Source organism: Occallatibacter savannae (assembly GCF_003131205.1).
GTDB classification, from domain to species: Bacteria; Acidobacteriota; Terriglobia; order Terriglobales; family Acidobacteriaceae; genus Telmatobacter; species Telmatobacter savannae.
On record NZ_QFFY01000002.1, the window covers coordinates 499,607 to 518,730 of the forward strand.

The following is a 19,124-nucleotide window of genomic DNA, read 5'->3' on the forward strand; positions in this document are numbered from 1 at the left end:
CCCTCGATGCGATACACTGCGACCGTATCCACCGAGGGGGTTTCTTCTTTTGCGCGTCCGCGGTCTCGCATGTTTTCTTCTTTTCCTGATCGCAGGATCCGCCGCAAGACCTCAGGCTCCCGCCAGCCCTTCGCAACAGCCTCCGCAATCGGGCCAGAAGCCCGGGATGTCGAGCGGCATCGCTGCCGGCGTGCAGTCAACGCCGCAGTATGACGAGCAGAAGCGGCCCATCACCGCGGGTGGATTTGTCGAAAAAGGAACGGTTGTCTTCCAGGACATTACGAAGTCGGCGGGACTTGCCGGCTGGACGCACAAGATGGGTGTGCCGCAAAAGCAGTTCATCGTTGAGACGAATGGCTCGGGCGTATGCCTGATCGATTACAACAACGACGGCTGGCTCGATATTTACCTCGTGAACGGCTCGACGTTTGACGCGCTTGATGGGAAGGAGCCGACGGCCCATGCCGCGCTGTTTCGCAATAATCGCGACGGCACGTTCACCGATGTATCAAAAGAGGCCGGGGTACAGAACGATCGCTGGGGATACGGGTGCTCCGTCGCCGACTACGACAACGATGGCTGGCCCGATCTCTACGTCGGCAATTACGGTAAGAACCGGCTCTTTCACAATAATCATGACGGGACGTTTACCGATGTTGCAGAAGGGGCAAAGGTCGATCTCGGCAACTGGTCGCCGGGCTCGAGCTGGGGCGACTATGACGGCGACGGCAGGCTGGATCTCTACGTAACGGGATATGTTCACTTCGATCGCAACAATCTGCCGATCGCAGGGACCAAAGCAGTTGGATACGCCTCCTGTCTTTATCGGGGCGACAACGTGAACTGCGGACCGCGGGGCCTTCTCGGCGAACCGGATCATCTCTTTCACAACGATGGCGTGGACAAGGACGGGAATATCAAGTTTTCGGACGTCACGGTAAAAGCCGGCGTGGAGGACAAGGACAAGTACTACGGCTTTACGACGATCTTTGCCGACGTAAACAACGATGGGAAGCCCGACATTGTTGTTGGTAACGACTCAGAGCCGAACTTCCTCTACATCAATAAAGGGGACGGCACGTTCGACGATCAGAGCTATGTCTCCGGCTTCGCTCTCAATAAGGATGGGCGCGAGATTGCGTCGATGGGGATTGCGGCCGGAGATTACGAGAACAGCGGACTGCTGAGCTTCTACGTCACCGACTTCGGCGATGACTACAAGGTTCTCTACCACAACGACGGGGATGCGAGCTTTACGGATGTGAGTTACAAGGCGGGGCTGGCACAGACGACGATTCCGTTCGTGGGTTGGGGCGATGGGTTTCTTGATTTCGACAACGATGGCTGGCTCGATCTGTTCGAAGTGAACGGGCACGTCTACCCGGAAGTCGACAAGCACGATTGGGGCACCACGTTTGCGGAGCGTCCGCTGCTCTTCCACAACATTCCCGAGAACAGCGGCAAGGGCAGGAAGTTTGAGTATGTCCCGCCCGTGAAGGGATCTGGTCTGGCGGACGTACTGCCCGCGCGCGGAGCCGCATTTGGCGATCTCTTCAACGACGGCAAAATCGATGTGATCATCAACCCGGTGGACGGGCCGCCGGCGCTGCTGCGGAACGTGAATCCCGACAAGCACCACTGGGTCGCTATCGGCCTGGTAGGCGGAAAGAACGCGGCGAACGGCAAGATGAGTCCGAAGGATGCAACATGCGCGACGGTGTACCTGCAGGCGAATGGCGTGCGTCAACGACAGGACGTGCTTTCGAGCGGCAGCTATATTTCGTCCAATGACCGGCGACTTCACTTCGGGCTTGGAGATGCGACGGACGCGGGAACGGCCGAGATTCACTGGCCATCCGGAGCGAAGGAGAAGATCAAGCTGCCCGCGGTGGACCGCATCTACACGATCGAAGAGGGCAAAGGGATCACCGCCGCTCTCTGCGGCGGCAAGCTGTGCGATGGCAAAGCAGCTGAGGTAAAGCTGTTGCCCGAAGCGCCGGCGAAGTAGCTGAGGGGAGTGGCAGTGCACGCAGGATCGGCATTGAAGATTGCACTCGCGCTCGCGGTCGCAGCGGCGCAATTGCTGGCTCAGGATGCTCCGGCTCCCGCGGGTCAAACGCGACCAGGCGGGGGCATGGCAAGCTCCGCTCCGCAAGCAGCTGTGTATGACAGCCAGCATCGCGCAATCACCGCCGGCGGGTTCGTCAAGGCTGGTCCGGTCGTCTTTCAGGATGTGGCGAAAGCCGCGGGCCTGACCAGTTTTCATCACTCTGCCGGAACACCGAAAAAGGAATTCATTCTGGAAGCCAAAGGGCCGGGCGTTTGCCTGCTCGACTATGACAACGATGGCTGGCTCGATATCTACCTCGTCAACGGAGCGAATTTCGATTTCCTCGCCGGCAAGTCTCCCGCTCCGCATGCCGCTCTTTTCCGCAACAACCATGACGGCACGTTCACGGACATTACAGCAAAAGCTGGTGTGGCCAACGACCGGTGGGGCTTCGGCTGCGTTGTTGCGGACTATGACAACGATGGGTACCCGGATCTCTACATCAGCAACTACGGAAAGAACCGACTGTATCGCAACAACCACGATGGCACATTTAACGATGTGGCGGAAAAGGCCGGCGTGGACGTGGACAAGTGGTCCACCGGCGCCACGTTCGGGGACTACGATGGCGACGGCAGACTCGATCTGTTTGTTGCAGGGTATCTGCAGTTCGACTGGAAGAATCCTCCGAAGCAGGACAACGTTACGCCGCTCATGTTCTGCCAGTACCGCGGGATTCCGGTGATGTGCGGACCGCGCGGGATGAAGGGCGAACGCGACACTCTCTATCACAACAACGGCGACGGCACATTCACTGACGTAAGCAAGAAGCTCGGCGTGGACAACTCTGCCGGATACTTCGGGCTCGGCGCTCTGTTCGTTGATGTGAACAATGATGGCAAGCCCGACTTGCTTGTCGCGAATGACACATCGCAGAACTACGAGTTCATCAACAAGGGCAACGGCACGTTCGAAGACAAGAGCGTTGAGGACTGCTATGCGTTGAACGGGGCCGGACGCGAGATGGCCAACATGGGCATCGCCGTAGGCGACTACCAGAACAACGGCAGTCTGGCCGTGGTGAATACCGACTTCAGCGACGACTACGATGTGCTCTTCCAGAATGATGGAACCGGCTACTTCACGGACGTCAGCTATGAAGCCGGCCTGATGAAACCGACGATGCCATTTGTTGGCTTCGGCGATGGGTTTCTCGATTTCGACAATGACGGGTGGCAGGATCTGCTGATCGTGAACGGGCACGTGTATCCGGAGGCCGACAAGCACCCGGAGTGGGGCAGCACCTACGCGCAAAGACCGCTGCTCTTTCACAATCTCAAGAACGGCAAATTTGACCTGATGCCGGCGGTTGAAGGAACAGGACTCGCGGTTGTCAGCGTGGGTCGCGGCGCGGCCTTCGGAGACATCTTCAATGACGGCAAGATCAGCGTCGTCATAAACAATATGGATGGCGTTCCGGTCCTGCTGCGGAATGTGGATGCTGATCATCACCACTGGGTGGAACTCCGACTGATTGGCGGAGCGAAGAGCCCGCGTGATGCGGTAGGCGCGACCGTTTATCTGAGCGCAGATGGAATACGGCAGCGCCAGGATGTTCTGAGCGGAGGCAGTTACCTTTCCTCGAACGACATGCGGCTGCACTTCGGGCTGAGCGATGCAACGGATGCCGGCACCGCTGAGATCCACTGGCCGTCGGGCGCGAAGGAAACGATCAAGGTTCCAGCAGCGGATCGTATCTACACGATTGAAGAGGGCAAAGGCATCACCGGCGCCCTCTGCGACGGCAAGCCCTGCGACGCGGCGCCATCGAGCGCCAACGTGAAGAAGAACTGAATCGAATGCACGAGCTTCGTCGATTTCTCGTCTGCACGTTTCTCGCGCTTGCCACCACATCCGCTTTGGCGCAAAACACACAGACTGCTCCGAATCAGAAACCCAAGCCTGTGCAGACTGAACCCCAGGGCGGAATGGGCGGCATCTCTTCGGCCGGCACATTTGCGCCTGTTTACGACGAGAACAAGCGCCCCATCACCGCTGGAGGCACGGTCGATAAAGGCGTAGTCGTTTTTGAGGACGCAACCAGGGCCTCGGGGCTGAGCACATGGCAGCATGTGATGGGCACAAAGCAGAAGAAGTACATTCTCGAGACGGACGGCTCGGGCGTCGGCCTGATCGATTACGACAACGATGGCTGGCTCGATATTTATCTGGTCAACGGTTCGACCTACGATGCGCTCTCTGGAAAGAAAACGCCGCCGCACGCCGCGCTGTTTCATAACAACCACGACGGGACGTTCACGGATGTCGCGGCGAAAGCCGGCGTTCAAAACGATCGGTGGGGATTCGGCGTAGCGATTGCGGACTATGACAACGATGGCTGGCCTGACATCTTCGTTGGGAACTTCGGACACAACAGGTTGTACCGGAATAACCACGACGGCACGTTCACGGACGTTGCCGAGAAGGCCGGGGTCACGCTGGGGAACTGGTCGGATGGGGCGACCTGGGGCGACTACGACGGCGACGGACGGCTCGATCTCTTCATCTCCGGCTACGTCCACTACGACCTCGAACATCAGCCCGAGTCGTTGAACACGGGAGGGGTGGCGTTCTCTTTTTGCCAGTTGCACGGGATCCCGGTGATGTGCGGACCGCGGGGTTTACCCGGTGAAGGCGACCATCTGTTTCATCAGAATGCGGACGGCACGTTCAGCGATGTCAGCGTGAAGGCCGGGGTTTCCGATCCGGGGCGCTACTACGGGTTTACAGCTACTTTCGTCGACGTGAACAACGATGGCCGGCCCGACCTGCTGGTTGCGAACGATTCAAATCCCAACTATCTCTACCTGAATAAAGGCGACGGCACCTTTGAGGATCGGAGCTACGTGTCGGGGTTTGCGCTGAACAACGACGGCCGAGAGATCGCGTCCATGGGCCTTGGGGTCGGCGACTACGACAATGATGGACGCGTGGATCTCGTGGTCACGGACTTTTCCGACGACTACAAGACGCTCTACCACAACGATGGGGAGGGAAGCTTTACGGAGCTTGGCAGCGAAGCGGGTATCGCGCAGGTTCCAGTTCCGTTTGTGGGTTGGGGAGTAGGGTTTCCGGACTTCGACAACGACGGCTGGAAAGACATCATGATGATCAACGGCCATGTCTATCCCCAGGTGGACGAGCACGACTGGGGGACGACGTTCGCCGAGCGGCCGCTGTTGTTCCGGAATCTACACAACGGAAAGTTCGAGTATGTTCCGGCCGTGAAGGGGTCGGGCCTGGCGGCGCTTACTTCGGGCCGCGGCGCGGCATTCGGTGATCTCTTCAATAACGGCAAGATCGACGTGGTTATCAATCCGATCGACGGTCCGCCTGTTCTGCTGAAGAACGTCGATCCGGATCACCATCACTGGGTGGAACTCAAGCTGATCGGTGGGGCGAATCCAGCGAACGGCAAGACCAGCCCCCGCGATGCGATCGGTGCAACGGTGTATCTGACGACGAATGGAATGCGGCAGCGCGAGGACGTGATGAGCGGAGGAAGCTACATTTCCTCGAGCGACCAGCGGGCTCATTTTGGATTGGGGGATGCGACCGACGCAGGCACAATGGAGATTCACTGGCCGTCGGGGGCTGTCGAGAACGTAAAGCTTCCGGGAGTCGATCGCATCTTCACGATCTTTGAAGGCAAGGGGATCACCAGCGTTCTTTGCGAGAAGCAGCCTTGCACAAGCAAGCCGCGTTCTGCACCGAAACACATGGAGCGTTCCGGCCGACGATAGCTGCAAGATTCTTGATTCAGGAAATCTGACGAGACCGGCACCACCGGGTGAACTCTACGCGTCCTGGATTGAGTTCACCCGGCGTCGCGTCCGGTTGGTATGGCGGTAACCCCAGCCGCTTGCTCCAGAGTCCCAGGCCGTGGATCCCGCGTTGCCGGTGATCTCTAAAACACACCCGCCAGAAAACTTTCTGCCGGATGTTCTTTGCGATGCATAGCACCGCTTTCCGCGAGGACTGAAGGCGACAAGGTGATGACGGGGCAGTGCGCGTGTGCCAGAACTTTGTAGACAATGCCGTGGCGGGCGATTGCGGCGAAGGCCGAAGCTCCATGCGCTCCGAGTATGATCAGGTCGGCCTGCTGCGCACGACTCTGATAAAGAAGTTCTTCGGTCGGGTCGCCGGGAACGACGATTGTCTGGATGGAGATTCTTTCGCGAAGCTCTGCGGGGATAAGCGCCAGCAGACCCGACTCGATCTCCTCAATGGTGTGCCCTGCGAGGACCTCGGCTCTCTCCTGCGGGCGAATGACATGCTGCAGAATTAGTCGTGCGTCGTGCTGCAGGGCTACTTCGGCGGCAAAGGTTGCGATGACGTAACTGCTCTCGATGAGGCTAACGGCACAAAGGATGGTGCGCGTTGCGAAGCTCCGGTAAGATCCGTCAACGACCTCCGGCCCGATGGTGAAGACGGGTACGCGCGCGCTGCGCAATACAGCTTCGGCCACTGAACCCACCAGCAGCTTTCCGATGGGACCCGGCGAATGCGTTCCCGTGACGATGCGGTCGATGGGACGCTGATTCAAGTAGTCAAGGATCTGATCTGCCGGGAGGCCCGGCCGCACGACGATCTCGCATTCAATGCCTGCGTCGCGCGCGCGTTGAGCCAGCGGCTCAAGGTGCTTGATTTCGGCGCGGGCGGCCGCAGCGTAGTCGTAGTAGCGGATGCCCGAAGTTTCCGAAGCCGCCACGACCAGCGTGTCATATGCGTGGAAGAGGATGAGATCGGCAGCAGACGCACGCGCTTCAGCGAGCGCGAAATTGAAGGCTCGCTCGTTTGCGGGAATCTCGGTGGCGAAGAGAATCGTGGAAGGCTTGCTCCAACCCGGCTTGTTGGCCATGGGAAACCTCCTTCGGGTGCTTAAAGATGTTAGGCGTCCAGAGCCGGCAGGACAGTGCCGTGGACCACACAAAAACGTGGTTTAAATCACACCACCCGCAGTCTGATACGGGTCGGATCTGCAGAGTCTGTCCTCATCCCGACACCCCGGTCTCCGAGGCCGCGAGGACAGTCATTTGCCTTGGATTGTGGACCTATCGCAAATTTTTGTCTACCCGATAGAACTCCCAGTTCATGAAAATCCTTCGCGATTTGGTGATCTGAATCACTGATTGGGGCATTGGGATGGTGGTCTTCTGAATGCGACCGGGGACGTTCTCCTGCTGATTTTGAGCCGTCCCTTCGAGGTTGGAGGCCGCACGATGCAACAACCGATGCACCACATACCCGCCCGGGGCGGGCTCAATTACGACGAAGCGCCGTTCCTGGCGATCTGGGAAGTCACACAGTCCTGTGACCTTGCCTGCAAGCATTGCCGGGCAGCCGCGCAGCCGATTGCGCACCCCGATCAGCTCACTACCGCGGAAGGCAAGGCGCTGATCGATCAGATCGCGGCGATGCATATCCCGATATTTGTGTTTACCGGGGGCGATCCGCTGAAGCGCCCGGATCTGTACGAGCTCATCCGGTATTGCGACGAGAAGGGGGTTAAAGTCGCCGTGACGCCGAGCGCAACGCCGCTGCTGACGCGCGACGCAATCTTCAAAATGAAGGAGGCCGGAGTGGTGCGGCTGGGGATCTCGCTTGATGGTTCCTCACCGGAGATCCATGACGCGTTCCGCGGATTGCCCGGCGCGTGGGCCCGGACCATTCAGGCCGTCGAGTGGGCTGGCGAAGCGGGACTCCCCATTCAAGTGCACACCACGATCAGCCGGCACAATGCGCAGGACCTCGACAATCTGTGCGCGTTGTTCGAGAGGCTGAACATTGTGATGTGGAACGTCTTCTTCCTGGTTCCGGTGGGGCGCGGGCAGCTCGGCGATCTGCTGAGCGGGGATGAATTCGAGCAGGTATTCGGAAAGATTTATGAGCTCTCGAATCGCGTGAGTTTCCAGATCAAGACGACCGAGGCGATGCACTACCGCCGTTATCTGCTGCAGCACAACCTGGAGGAGAAGCGGAAGGGACACGGGCATCCGGGATCGCTGCCGGGCTCGATCGCGCGTGAGTATGAACCCGGTGCGCCGGAGGCGGATGCGCAGACCCGGACGAAGAACTGGATGACGCGACGCGTGAACGACGGCAAGGGATTCCTGTTTGTGTCGCATGTGGGCAATGTCTATCCCAGCGGGTTCCTGCCGATTCATGCAGGGAACATCCGCGAGGATTCGCTCGCGAATATCTACCAGAACGCGCCGATCTTTAAAGCGCTGCGCGACACCAGCCGTCTTGAGGGCAAGTGCGGCGCATGCGAGTACAAGGAGATCTGCGGTGGTTCGCGTGCCCGCGCTTACGCCATCACAGGCGATCCGCTCTCGCAGGAACCCTGCTGCATCTACCAGCCGAAGAACTGGGTACCGACCGACACTCCGGCAGTGTGTCAGCCGGAGTTTACGGGGCCTCTCGTGAACCTCGAGGCGTAGACGACGGGGGTCAGAAGATGGTGGGGGCCCATCTTCGCCGCATTTGATCCAGCGGCGAGGGCGGGCGGGTTCAGGCTTGCCGCGTATTCCTTGTTCCGTGGTTTCTCGCTATACTCTGCGCCATGCGCTCCAAAACAGGCTGTCTGGCCGGATGCCTCAGCAGGCTTGTCCTCTGGGGAGTGATCGCGGTCGCGTTTGTTTATGTGTTCACCATCGCGCTCAATCCCTGGGCGCTGCATATAGGCGGCCGATCAACGCCGTTGCTCTGGTGGCATGGAGCGGGAAGTGTGTTGGCGAAGGACGGCAGGAGCTATCCACTGTACATTTCGTTCTGGCCGGGCCGACCACGCGGATCTCACGGAGGCGGACGCCGCGAGGGCAAAACGACTAGCGCGCGTCTGCAGGGCAATGCATGGCTGTGCACCGCGCCAGGCCAGCTTCGCAGGCTTACCCTCAGCGGCACGATGTACGGCGGCTATACGAGCACTGACAGCAGTCTCTTTGATTTCCGTCTGATCGACTACACGCCGCCCTTCAGCGTCCGACGACCTAACCGCGGGTTTTTCGATCTCGCCGGAAGCTTTCGTGGGCAGCAGCTTCTTCTGGATCGCCCCGGAGAACAGGGCATTCCTTTCGATAACTCACTTTTCGTCGATCACGCGACTGCCACCCTCGACTGGTCGGCGTGGGACGCATTCAGGGCAGCGTGCAATGTGAATGCGAGATAGGTTGCGGACTCAGGAGGCACCGTGCCCGGGGTGCATTTGCTGTTCCATCTCGTCGAGTTTGGTCTTTTGCTCGTCGGTAAGGAACTCGCGGAACTTCTTGTCGGCTTTCATGAAGGCTGCGTGGGTTTTGGCATTTGCCTCATCGTGGGTGAGGCTCTTGTCGTCCGTGATCTTCTGCATCTCGTCCTGCATTTCGGTGATGATCGGGCGAGCTTTGTTCTGCTGATCGTCGGTGAGGTCGAGCTTCTGCGCGAGCATATGCAGATGGTCGTCAACACTCGGCATGCTGTGCGGCGCGGCAGCCGGAGCTTCGGATTGTTGGGCAAAAGCTGACGGGATTGCCGGCACAGCGAGAGCTAAAGCGGCAGCAGCGATGGTGAGCAATCTTCTACGATTCATCTTTGTTCTCCCTCTTGTTTTTCTCGATTGGGGAACCGCGGTTCAGGCCTATGATTCGGAATGTAGCGTTGAATTCGATCCGCGTCGAGACCCCAACGCGCGTTGCTGAACAAAGAGGCCATGGATGTCCAGGAACGCTCGCAAGAAGGGAAGCCCGCCCCTGGTTATCAGCGAAAAGCTGAAGCGTTCTACGGGTACACTGTCCGCCATCGAACCACTCTCGATGCGCAGCGACGATGCCCGCATCCGCCGCACGCGGATGCAACTTGGCACGGCGTTGCTCAATCTGATCGTCGAGAAGCCGATCAGGGAGGTGACAGTTCAGGAAATTCTCGACCGCTCCGGCGTGGGCCGTTCCACCTTTTACCTGCATTACCGCGATATCGATGACCTGCTGCTCAGTCAGCTGGAGATGTTCTGTGAAGCCATGAGCACCACGCTCAGCAATCAGCGGGACAGATCGCATCGCGTTGCGCCGGTCGCCGAACTGTTCGCGCACATCGGCAACGGCAACAAACTGTATCGCGTGCTCTCCGACTCGGGCCATCTGAAGGATTTTTACGAATTGGCAGAGGGCCACTTCGCGCGCGGCATCGAGCGCCGCCTCACCGAGTCGGGACGCCTCAGCAGCGTTCAACCCCGTGAACTTGCCGCTCGCGCATCCGCTCTCTCCGGCAGTCTGTTCGCGCTGCTGCGGTGGTGGCTCGACCGAGGCGAGAAGGAGTCGCCTCACCAGATGGATAAGCTCTTTCACCAGATCGTCTGGCCCGGGCGCACCTGATTCTCCCGTTCGGCTATACTGCTCGCCATCCAAGTGACCCGGTTGAAGAGTGGCGCCGCCTGTCTGCGCTCTACGGCGAGATGGGCGATGTGGAGATCAATGAGCTTGTGGCGCAGATCGGCGATCTTACCCCGGTTGCGCAGGATGTGCTTCGGGATGAGATGAAGAAGCGCGGGATCAGCGCTGAGGCAGAGAATCCGCGCGTGAGAACGCGGCATCGAGCAGATGGCGCAGAGGTCCACTGGGCTGAGAACAACGACAGCTCAGATGATGAGCTCGATCCGACTTCTGAGGACGGAGTTTTTGATTACACGTGGAAAGTTGAGCTATGCCATTGTGAATCCCTGGACGAAGCAGCAGGGCGTTCAGAGATGTTGCGACGGGCCGGCGTCGACTCCTGGATTCCACGTCCTGACCGGTTCGGCGGCAACATTCGGATCGATGTTGGGGCAGATCAGCTCGAACAGGCGCGCAACATTCTTGAGCAGCCGATCCCGCAGGACATTCTCGACCAGTTGAAAGCAGAAGTGGAATCGCTGGACTATGAGATCCCGACGTGCCCGGAGTGCGGGGCTCCCGATCCGACGCTCGAATCTGTGGAGCCTACGAACAACTGGCTGTGCGAATCGTGCGGGCATGCATGGTCGGACCCCGTGGCGGACCCGGCTGCGGCCTCGGGACCGGCTAATTAGGCCTCAGAAACGGAAAGAGCCGCCCGGCAACAGGGCAGCTCCTTCCTCAGGGAGAATAGTTCCAACGGAGGCAAAACCATCAGAACTTTCTGGCTGCATAGTAGGGGCGTGGAAAGGGAGTGTCAAGAATAAATCCGGTTCTCGACAACCCTTGCAGAATGTTGCAGATACGCGGCGCACCATGCGTGAGGCGTTCCGGCTTGTTTCGTCTTGTATTCGCCTATTCATGCCCGGTTTTTCGCCGGTTTTTGCCGTGATTTCTTGGGTTTACCGCCGGTTTTCCACAAGAGAAACGGGGCATTTACCCATCGGATGCATACCCCCATCGCGCTTACGGCTGGTCTCAGTCTTCAAGATGGAGGCTGATGAACTCCGCCTCGTAGACCGAGGAAGCCGGTCTTCCGCGAGCCACCCTGTACAGCGCACGCCCGCCGCCCAGGAAGAGGCCAAGGAGGACCGCGGCGGTACATCCGATGATCACGAGGGATGCCACGCCCATGAGGAACCGGCTGGTTTTGGAGACCTCGGACTCGTGGGGTTGGGGCATGGAGGTCAACTCGGCGGAGTAGTGCACCTGGGCGATCAGCTTGTGGCTCTCGTCGGGAATGGCATCTCCGCTGACCAGGGCGACGATTGGCCCGCTGCGGCGGACTTCAAGGGAAGCTTGGTCTGAGTCCTGGAGAGCCTTGGTGAAAGGGGGCTGGGCTGCCTGGCCCGCTTTGATGTAATCGCGGATGCGCTTCTCCTGCGCCTCAGCGATCTGTGGGGTCGGGTAGTCAATCAAGGTGAGCACTGCCGGATTTGAAGGGAGCGAGTAGTTGGCGGTCACCGCTTCAGCGTCCTTGTCGAAACCGACCAGTTCCGGGGGCAGCACTCCGCCAGCGCCCGCGTACCCGACCGGCCCTTGCGCGAAGTGCATGGTTTGACGATCCATCGAGCTTTGCGGAAGGGCGGCAAGAATCGGAGGGTTCAGTGCGCGGTTGCCCTGGGGGACGGGCAGGTTCTTCGCCAGCTCCCGGAGTTCACCGGCCGACATCGGGCCAATGTGCGAGAAGGTGGCGTCTACGACGGTGTTGCCTTTCCAGAAGACGACGTGATTCTTGTCCGAAGCGCCTCCGGTGCCGATGTCAGCCTTGGGCCATCCGTTCTGCCTGTAGAAGGAGTAGGCGCCGTAGGCCCCGCTCACGTCAGGGAAGGTGAGCGCCTTTACGTCCAGTGTTTCGCCGGAACGCTTGTAGCTGGCCACCATGCCGCCTGTGCAGCCGTACTCTTTGAGTGCAGCGGCATGGGTGCTGTCCAATTGCGCGGGATCGCCCACAGTCTTCGGCTTCTCGCTTGCGACCCATCCGGAGAAGTCGTCGGGGAGGAGGGGGCCCTGTGCCGGTGGGGGGGTAGGGGGTGTGGCGGGCTCTGCGGTGGCGCCGGGCTTGGCCACGGAGGGGCTGCCGGTCGTCACCATAATCGGCGAGGACTTCTTTTCGGGCGCTTGCTGCGCCTCGACGCGCGCCGCTCCCAGCAAAGCCACCCCGCACACAGCAAATCCAATCCACCGCATTCCGTACACTCCCAACTCAGGCTACCAGCTTCGCAAGTGAAGGCGTGAAAAGCCCATCTCCTCTTTGACACCGCGACTGCGGGAAATGTTCGCTAGCCGTTGACATAGGGACGCCAGCCCTCGCCTTCAGCAAGGCGCTTGATGAGGGCGAACCTCTGGCACATCAGCTTGCGGATGTGCGGCATCAGGATGGTGCGGCCGATGAGCAATCCTGCTGCGCCCCACTTCATGGAGAAGCGCACTTCATCCTGCAGCAGCACGCTGCCGCCGTCCTGAGCTTTGAATCGATGGTCGTGCTCGAACGTGGCGAAGCGCCCCGCGATCATTCGATCTCGAAAGAAGACCGGCGGATCGTAGGCCTCAATCAAGCTTTCATGCATCTGGGGCAATCCCCACTTCCATCCGTGCCAGCGCACCGTGTCTCCATCAACCACCGCGCCCCGCGTCCGGCCGGCAACGGGGCGCATAGCCAGAGTCATTTCGACGACAGCCAGGTGCGTTGAGAGCGCGAAGCAGCGATCGATGGGAGCCATAACCGATGCTTCATCGCGCACCACGAAGAACTGCGGGCCTTGCTCCATACCTCGATTAGACAGTGATTCACGGGCTCCAGAGGGGAGCCGGAGTTGCTGGGTTTCACCATACGAATTGCGGAGCACCGCTCTGGAAATCACTCCAAGACGATTTGCCGCTTGCCGTATGTACGGCGAACCTAATGCACTGCATCTCGCACACCGGACTTGGCATCGAACCTCACCAACACGGAGGAAACTCGAGCAATGTCCCGTCTACCTTTTTATGTCTTTGGAGTCTCTGCGTTTCTTGCCGCGTGGGCCCTCTATCGCAATCAGAGAACCCGGCCCGTGCCGGTAAAGAAAGCAGCAGAGATGCTTCAGGAGGCTTGGGCCGATAACCACACGCGCGTCTGACCGACCAGAGTGTGAGACCGTTCCGGCTGATTGATTTGTCCCGTACGTGAAAACCTCAATCAGCCGGACTTCAATCGGCCGGAGCGCCTGGAATGCCTGCCTGCACAAGTTGCGAAGCAGGAAAGAGCAGTTCGCCAAGCTTCTGATACCGGCTTCCGTAGAAAACGAGCGCGTACTCGCGGATGGCTGTGCTGACCGGCCCGCCGATGCTGATTCCGATTACCAGAGCGAAGGCAAGTGCAATCACACCGATGAAGATCTCGAGCACGGCGCCGATCGCGGCTTGAGCTCCAGCGGCCTCGGCAAATGCAGAGTGGATAGCGTACTCAGCGCCGGCAACGCATCCGACCAGAACCAGGCCGGGAACGAGCAGCACGATCACGATGCCGATGAACGCGATGACGGGGAGCACGATGCGGAGGATGCCGTACGCGAAGAAGGCGCCCTTTTCAGCGAGCACGCGTTCCCACAGCGCCGACCACGCCTGACCTGCGGTCGCGTCTTCGAGTGCGTAATGCGGCAGCATTCCATCGCGCAAGATAATGTCGAGGGCGATAGCCGCAACCACGATCAGCATGAAGATGGGGATGAGGGGCAGCGCCAGGGAGAGGACGAGCGAAACGTCCGGCCCACGTCCTTCCTGAATGTTGTGGAAGAGACGGATGAAGCCCGGAATGAACGGCGAGACCATCAGCGCCGCCATCAGCGCAAAGCAGATTCCGACCCCGACGTTCATCCGGAAGAAACGGTTTGCCTGCGGCCTGTAGAGGTTCCAGCCCGGCTTGATGAGCCTTGTATTTGTCGTGAGGCAGTGGAAGTAGGCGAACCGCAGACGCGTCATGACGTAGAAGATGAGCAGGACGACTACAAACAAGAGCAGCGCAACTGCGATGATCGCTGCGATCATCATTGGCGAGAAGTGATAGATCATCGGTCCGACATCGCCGGATGAGTGGTTCTTGTTCGCATTGGATTGCAGGTTGGTCCCCAGCCCCTCTGTGATCGCGGCTACGAGGCAGAGCTTCAGGAAGGTGAGCCAGCGAAACGGCGGCGCAAACAGGAACTCGCGGGTACGGTTGATGGCAGGAGAGATGGCCTCTGCGGCAGAGAGTGCGCGCATACAAACCTTTCCGGGGGAACGTCCGATCTAGATAACGATACGCAAGGTTGCGGGGTCAGGTTCCCTGCCGCGGATCTCCCCTAGAACCGGAAGATCACTCCATTCACCGGGATATCGATCTCCCCAAGCTGCGAACTCGCCGTAATCTCCTGCGAAAAACCCTTGGGTTTATGGACAAAGACATACCCGCTCGCCTGCGAGCCGTTCTTCACGGTCGTGCGCTTCAGGAATGCCGGCGGATGTGCCGGGTCGAGCTGCGGACCATGCGGAGCGCTTGCCCCGGGATTTCTCATGCCCATATTACGCGCTTCGGCTTCCGACTTCGTCGCCTGGTTCGTCTCGCCCGGCCCGCCGATCGACATCACCTCGGGGTGCGTCATCGGCGGAGCCGCGCCGCTGCTGTCGCCATTCGATCCGCCAAATCCTCCCGGCCCACCTGGCCCTCCGGCGCCCGGCTGCCCCATCCCTTGCGAACGCATACTGGCCAGCGTGTCGAGGTCATGTTTCTTATCGAACCACGAGAACCGGGTGTGCGCCGGATCCGAGAAGAGCGCGTAGATTTCCTTCGGATTCACTTCAGCGCTTCCGTCGCCCTTCTGCGAAACCATCACGAAAAGCGAGTACTCACCATTCATCCAGTTGTCAGGCAAAGAAACCGCAACTGTGGTTCCGTCATAGGTGCTCGACAGCAAAGGCTTCCCGTTCGCCACCAGCACACGGCAATGCTCCGTATCAGCGCGATTGAACGTGATCACCTTGGGAGATTCTTGCGCTCTCGCCAGCAACGGAACAGTCAACAACAGCCCTATGAACTTCATGGTTCACCCCGACCAAGAAGGATAACTCCATTTAGCGCGACGAAGTGTCTGCGCGAAGGCTTAGAGCACCTCTGCCGTGTTGATTGCGGGTGTTTGTTCCCGCTGCCTCCACCACTGATCGAACTCGGCCAGCGCTCGTTCGCACTGCATGCGATGACGTTCTTTCTTGTCGCGGATCTTGCGGCGAATCTCTTCGTCGAGCGGCAGCAGCAGGTCGAAGGTGATGTTCGCGGGCTGGAAGCCCTTCGCATCTGCATGCGTGATGTAGTGAACCAGAGAACCCAGCGCTGTTCCGCGCGGCGCCGCCTGAGGTTCGATTCCCCGGATCAAGGATGCCCCGTAGATGCCCGCGAGCATGCCTGTAGCGATCGATTCGGTGTAGCCTTCGACTCCGGAGATCTGGCCTGCAAACAAGATCCGCGGATTGTCTTTGAGGCGAAGCGTCTGGTCCAGCAACGCCGGCGCGCAGATGTAGGTGTTGCGATGGATTTGGCCGTAGCGGAGGAACTTGGCATTTTCGAGGCCGGGAATCATGCGCAGTACGCGGGCCTGCTCGCCATACTTCAGGTGGTTCTGGAAGCCGACGAGGTTGTAGCTGTCGGCGCGGACGTTCTCTTTGCGCAACTGGACGACGGCCCAGGGCTCGCGGCCGGTTCTGGGATCGCGCAGACCACGCGGCTTCATTGGACCGTAACGGAGCGTGTCGCGTCCGCGGCGCGCTAACTCCTCGATGGGCAAACAGCCTTCGAAGTAGTCGCAGGTCTCCCAATCCTTGAGCTCCGCAGGTTCGGCGGAGACCAGCGCGTCGTAGAAGCGGTCGTATTCTTCGCGCGACATGGGGCAATTGATGTAGTCGGCTGTGCCCTTGTCGTAGCGTGCGGCGAAGTAGACGCGCTCCATGTCGATCGACTCCGCATCGACGATGGGCGAGATGGAATCGTAGAAGGAAAGGTGTTGGGATCCTGTGATCCGCCGGATGTCTTCGCTCAGCGCATCGGAGGTCAGCGGCCCAGTCGCCACGATCGTGATGGCGAAGTCTTCCGCATCGAGGCTTGTCACCTCTTCGCGGATCACGCGTATCCGGGGTTCAGACGCGATCTCCTCCGCGATATGACGCGAGAACTCGACACGATCGACAGCGAGGGCGTGTCCTGCGGGAACCGCGGTCTGGTCCGCGATGCGGAGCAGAGCCGAACCTGCGCGCCGCATCTCCTGCTTCAGGAGCCATGGGGCGGTGTTGGGCGACTCGCTTTTGAGGGAGTTGGAACAGACGAGTTCTCCAAACTCGATGGTCTGGTGCGCAGGCGTGAGCCTTGGCTCTCCGTTCACGAGCGCTCGCATCTCGAAAAGATCGACGTCGGCGCCCAGGCTGGCTGCAGTCAGGGCTGCTTCGGGGCCGGCCAGTCCGCCGCCAATGACTCGAATCCTCACTTCGCAGGCTCCGCTTCTGCATCCGGGGCTCCGGCGAGCCTCCTGAGTGCTTTTCCGCTTACGCGGACGTTCCGCCAGGTGTCGAGGAACTCCGCTCCCATGGCTGAGTAGAATTCGATCGCCGGGGTGTTCCAGTCCAGGACTTCCCACCCAAGGCGGGGGCAGTCTTTCTCGACTGCCACCGCCGCGACCCGCTGAAGCAGAGCTTTGCCGATGCCGAGCCCGCGGAATTTGGGGAGTACGAAGAGGTCTTCAAGGTAGACCCCGGGGCGGCCCATCCAGGTGGAATAGCTGTAGAAACAGAGCGCGAACCCGGCCGGCTCTCCCTCCTGTTCGGCAATGAGGCACCAGTAGTAGGGATTGGGACCGAATCCGTCTCGCAGAAGGTCTGCTTCGGTTGCTACCACAGCATCCGGTTCCCGCTCGTATTCCGCCAAGGCGCGAATAAACATCAGAATCCGGGGAACATCGGCGGCCACGGCCGGTCGAATCGTCATCGCCATGCCGCTATTCTAGGGTGTGATGCAGGCCACATGTTGGGTGTGCAGGGCCAAACTAACATCAGGGTGCGCGATACTGGCTCTTATTCCGGCGCTGCAGTTTGCGCGGTCTTGTGCTGAAGCATCCGTTAGATTTACCTTGGACCGTGCATCAAGAGCGCTGTGTCCTTGTACGCGCTCGACTCGTTGGAACCGTGCCGGCCGATTCCCGGCCTTTGCCGCAAGCAAGCTGGGCGTGCCGATGCGCATCTAACGGGTAATTACTGGGTTTATTTGTTTAGCGATGTCAGACACCTACACAGAAAATTTTCGATCGAGCGCGCGAGGCTCAATGCTCGCTCAAGCTCCCAAGGAGAAGAACATGAAACGCACGATTTCGCTCTGGCTTGGAATGCTGGCACTAGCCGCGATGCCCGCGCTCGCCCAGACTCCCGCGCCTGCTGCCAGTGGTCAGCCTCAGGGCAAGATCCACGGCAAGATCACCAATCCCACCGGCGCTGCTCAGTCCGGCGGAACGGTCAGCCTCAACCAGGGAACGAAGGAGGTCGCCAGCTTCCCGGTTGACGCAAACGGTGACTACTCCGGCTCGGCGGCTCCTGGCACCTATACGCTTGTTTACCGCACACTGGGCATGGCCGCAGACAAGGACGCCGACAAGATCGACAACATCAAGATCGTCGCCGGGCAGGACACCGCTGCCGATGACGACATGTCGCGCGATGAGTATGTGAAGACGCTGCCGGAAGAGACCCGCAAGCAGCTTGAAGAGATGAAGAAGCACAATTCGGAAGCTCTGAAGGCGAATGCGGTGATCAAGAACCTGAACGCTGATCTGAAGACCGTGACGGGCGATATCCACGATGCCGATGCGGCGCACGCCGCCGCTGTTCAGCAGCTCGGCGCCTCCGCCTCCAAGACCGATGTTGCGGCCAAGGAGAACGAGATCAAGACGGCTAAGTACACCGACGTGGTCACGCTCATGTCCAAGGATACGCAGCTTCGACCGACGGAGTCGGTTCTCTGGGCGTATCTGGGCCAGGGACAGATGGGACTGAAGAAGTACGACGACGCGGAGACATCGTTCAAGAAGGCTCTTGAACTCGACACTGCTTCCAAGAAGCCGCGTCCTGACATCGAAGGTCTGGTGAATGCCGGCCTGGGCGAGATCTACGCACGTACGAACAAGATCGATCAGGCCAATGCAGCCTATGACGCGGCTGTGAAGGCGGATCCGACGAAGGCCGGTTTCTACTACAAGAATGAAGCCGTGATCTTCTCGCAGGTGGGCAACACCGACGGCCAGGCACAGGCCGCAGATAAGGCGATCGCAGCAAACGCGCAGGACCCGATCCCTTACTACCTGAAGGGTCAGGCGTTGATCAGCAAGGCGACGGTCGATCCGAAGACCTCGCGCATCGTTCTGCCTCCGGGCTGCGGCGAGGCGTACCAGAAGTATCTTGAACTCGATCCGAACGGGCCGTATTCCGCGGATGTGAAGGGCATTCTTGACTCCGCAGGCCAGAAGGTCAACTCCACCTACAAGGCGGGCAAGAAGTAGGTTCACCGCAATCCCAAGCCTCAACAAGGGCGCGCTCCTCAGGGGTGCGCCCTTCCTGTT

General features: G+C 59.7%; 17 protein-coding genes. 9 read left to right on the forward strand and 8 right to left on the reverse strand.

Annotated features, from left to right (window positions below; all coding sequences use genetic code 11):
- Positions 1-166: 166 nt before the first annotated feature.
- Genes DHV10_RS09575 through DHV10_RS09585 form a run of 3 tightly spaced genes read left to right on the forward strand, consistent with a single transcriptional unit; the run spans position 167 to position 5,853 of the window.
- Positions 167-2,008 (forward strand): CRTAC1 family protein, encoded by a 1,842-nt coding sequence (locus DHV10_RS09575; protein WP_109486122.1) that lies wholly within the window; start codon positions 167-169, stop codon positions 2,006-2,008.
- Positions 2,009-2,017: 9 nt separating this feature from the next.
- On the forward strand, positions 2,018-3,904 hold the full coding sequence (locus DHV10_RS09580) for a CRTAC1 family protein (RefSeq protein WP_420818741.1): 1,887 nt from the start codon (positions 2,018-2,020) through the stop codon (positions 3,902-3,904).
- A 5-nt stretch (positions 3,905-3,909) separates the two neighbouring features.
- Positions 3,910-5,853 carry a CRTAC1 family protein gene (locus DHV10_RS09585; protein ID WP_109486123.1) on the forward strand — a complete coding sequence of 648 codons (1,944 nt, stop codon included), beginning with the start codon at positions 3,910-3,912 and terminating at the stop codon, positions 5,851-5,853.
- Positions 5,854-6,017: 164 nt separating this feature from the next.
- On the opposite strand, the gene DHV10_RS09590 is transcribed toward DHV10_RS09585, so the two are convergent.
- Positions 6,018-6,971, reverse strand: coding sequence for a universal stress protein (locus DHV10_RS09590; protein ID WP_109486124.1), 954 nt, complete (start codon positions 6,969-6,971; stop codon positions 6,018-6,020).
- 361 nt (positions 6,972-7,332) lie between these two features.
- On the opposite strand from DHV10_RS09590, the gene DHV10_RS09595 reads away from it, so the two are divergent.
- Entirely contained in the window at positions 7,333-8,553 is a 1,221-nt protein-coding gene (locus tag DHV10_RS09595; protein ID WP_239461425.1) for a TIGR04053 family radical SAM/SPASM domain-containing protein, read from the forward strand.
- A 122-nt stretch (positions 8,554-8,675) separates the two neighbouring features.
- Positions 8,676-9,281: a hypothetical protein gene (locus tag DHV10_RS09600; RefSeq protein ID WP_162601377.1), complete on the forward strand. Its 606-nt coding sequence runs from the start codon at positions 8,676-8,678 to the stop codon at positions 9,279-9,281.
- Between the two features lie 9 nt (positions 9,282-9,290).
- Here DHV10_RS09600 and DHV10_RS09605 read toward each other — a convergent pair whose 3' ends face one another.
- Positions 9,291-9,680: a hypothetical protein gene (locus DHV10_RS09605; protein ID WP_162601378.1), complete on the reverse strand. Its 390-nt coding sequence runs from the start codon at positions 9,678-9,680 to the stop codon at positions 9,291-9,293.
- Positions 9,681-9,804: 124 nt separating this feature from the next.
- Between DHV10_RS09605 and DHV10_RS09610 the strand changes: the two genes are divergently transcribed.
- Positions 9,805-10,461 carry a TetR/AcrR family transcriptional regulator gene (locus DHV10_RS09610; RefSeq protein WP_109486127.1) on the forward strand — a complete coding sequence of 219 codons (657 nt, stop codon included), beginning with the start codon at positions 9,805-9,807 and terminating at the stop codon, positions 10,459-10,461.
- Positions 10,462-10,541: 80 nt separating this feature from the next.
- Positions 10,542-11,153 carry a hypothetical protein gene (locus DHV10_RS09615; protein WP_109486128.1) on the forward strand — a complete coding sequence of 204 codons (612 nt, stop codon included), beginning with the start codon at positions 10,542-10,544 and terminating at the stop codon, positions 11,151-11,153.
- 343 nt (positions 11,154-11,496) lie between these two features.
- Here DHV10_RS09615 and DHV10_RS09620 read toward each other — a convergent pair whose 3' ends face one another.
- Complete coding sequence (locus DHV10_RS09620; RefSeq protein WP_109486129.1) at positions 11,497-12,708, reverse strand: DUF6599 family protein; 1,212 nt, start codon at positions 12,706-12,708, stop codon at positions 11,497-11,499.
- 92 nt (positions 12,709-12,800) lie between these two features.
- Positions 12,801-13,289 (reverse strand): SRPBCC family protein, encoded by a 489-nt coding sequence (locus DHV10_RS09625; protein ID WP_109486130.1) that lies wholly within the window; start codon positions 13,287-13,289, stop codon positions 12,801-12,803.
- 198 nt (positions 13,290-13,487) lie between these two features.
- Between DHV10_RS09625 and DHV10_RS27035 the strand changes: the two genes are divergently transcribed.
- Positions 13,488-13,637 carry a hypothetical protein gene (locus tag DHV10_RS27035; protein ID WP_162601379.1) on the forward strand — a complete coding sequence of 50 codons (150 nt, stop codon included), beginning with the start codon at positions 13,488-13,490 and terminating at the stop codon, positions 13,635-13,637.
- Between the two features lie 70 nt (positions 13,638-13,707).
- Here the strand turns inward: DHV10_RS27035 and DHV10_RS09630 are convergent, their stop codons facing one another.
- The 4 genes from DHV10_RS09630 to DHV10_RS09645 form a co-directional block, all read right to left on the reverse strand.
- Complete coding sequence (locus DHV10_RS09630; protein ID WP_109486131.1) at positions 13,708-14,757, reverse strand: DUF7544 domain-containing protein; 1,050 nt, start codon at positions 14,755-14,757, stop codon at positions 13,708-13,710.
- Positions 14,758-14,837: 80 nt separating this feature from the next.
- Complete coding sequence (locus tag DHV10_RS09635; RefSeq protein WP_109486132.1) at positions 14,838-15,575, reverse strand: hypothetical protein; 738 nt, start codon at positions 15,573-15,575, stop codon at positions 14,838-14,840.
- Between the two features lie 60 nt (positions 15,576-15,635).
- The gene (gene trmFO, locus DHV10_RS09640) at positions 15,636-17,006 is read right to left on the reverse strand and encodes a methylenetetrahydrofolate--tRNA-(uracil(54)-C(5))-methyltransferase (FADH(2)-oxidizing) TrmFO (RefSeq protein WP_109486133.1); all 1,371 of its coding nucleotides are present in this window, start codon (positions 17,004-17,006) and stop codon (positions 15,636-15,638) included.
- The gene (locus DHV10_RS09645) at positions 17,003-17,503 is read right to left on the reverse strand and encodes a GNAT family N-acetyltransferase (RefSeq protein ID WP_204101378.1); all 501 of its coding nucleotides are present in this window, start codon (positions 17,501-17,503) and stop codon (positions 17,003-17,005) included. The genes trmFO and DHV10_RS09645 overlap by 4 nt, the downstream gene beginning before the upstream one ends.
- 364 nt (positions 17,504-17,867) lie before the next feature.
- Here DHV10_RS09645 and DHV10_RS09650 point away from each other — a divergent pair, with 364 nt between their 5' ends.
- Positions 17,868-19,064: a carboxypeptidase-like regulatory domain-containing protein gene (locus DHV10_RS09650; RefSeq protein ID WP_109486525.1), complete on the forward strand. Its 1,197-nt coding sequence runs from the start codon at positions 17,868-17,870 to the stop codon at positions 19,062-19,064.
- Positions 19,065-19,124: the final 60 nt, after the last annotated feature.

Excerpts from the sequence above, each read along its gene's own strand:
- DHV10_RS09605 (WP_162601378.1), bottom strand. The coding sequence starts at position 9,680 with ATGAATCGTAGAAGATTGCTCACCATCGCTGCTGCCGCTTTAGCTCTC.
- DHV10_RS09645 (WP_204101378.1), bottom strand. The coding sequence starts at position 17,503 with ATGACGATTCGACCGGCCGTGGCCGCCGATGTTCCCCGGATTCTGATG.
- DHV10_RS09620 (WP_109486129.1), bottom strand. The coding sequence starts at position 12,708 with ATGCGGTGGATTGGATTTGCTGTGTGCGGGGTGGCTTTGCTGGGAGCG.
- DHV10_RS09575 (WP_109486122.1), top strand. The coding sequence starts at position 167 with ATGTCGAGCGGCATCGCTGCCGGCGTGCAGTCAACGCCGCAGTATGAC.
- DHV10_RS09635 (WP_109486132.1), bottom strand. The coding sequence starts at position 15,575 with ATGAAGTTCATAGGGCTGTTGTTGACTGTTCCGTTGCTGGCGAGAGCG.
- DHV10_RS09650 (WP_109486525.1), top strand. The coding sequence starts at position 17,868 with ATGAAACGCACGATTTCGCTCTGGCTTGGAATGCTGGCACTAGCCGCG.
- DHV10_RS09630 (WP_109486131.1), bottom strand. The coding sequence starts at position 14,757 with ATGCGCGCACTCTCTGCCGCAGAGGCCATCTCTCCTGCCATCAACCGT.
- DHV10_RS09595 (WP_239461425.1), top strand. The coding sequence starts at position 7,333 with ATGCAACAACCGATGCACCACATACCCGCCCGGGGCGGGCTCAATTAC.
- DHV10_RS09590 (WP_109486124.1), bottom strand. The coding sequence starts at position 6,971 with ATGGCCAACAAGCCGGGTTGGAGCAAGCCTTCCACGATTCTCTTCGCC.
- DHV10_RS09625 (WP_109486130.1), bottom strand. The coding sequence starts at position 13,289 with ATGGAGCAAGGCCCGCAGTTCTTCGTGGTGCGCGATGAAGCATCGGTT.
- DHV10_RS09610 (WP_109486127.1), top strand. The coding sequence starts at position 9,805 with ATGTCCAGGAACGCTCGCAAGAAGGGAAGCCCGCCCCTGGTTATCAGC.
- DHV10_RS27035 (WP_162601379.1), top strand. The coding sequence starts at position 13,488 with ATGTCCCGTCTACCTTTTTATGTCTTTGGAGTCTCTGCGTTTCTTGCC.
- DHV10_RS09600 (WP_162601377.1), top strand. The coding sequence starts at position 8,676 with ATGCGCTCCAAAACAGGCTGTCTGGCCGGATGCCTCAGCAGGCTTGTC.
- DHV10_RS09585 (WP_109486123.1), top strand. The coding sequence starts at position 3,910 with ATGCACGAGCTTCGTCGATTTCTCGTCTGCACGTTTCTCGCGCTTGCC.
- DHV10_RS09615 (WP_109486128.1), top strand. The coding sequence starts at position 10,542 with ATGGGCGATGTGGAGATCAATGAGCTTGTGGCGCAGATCGGCGATCTT.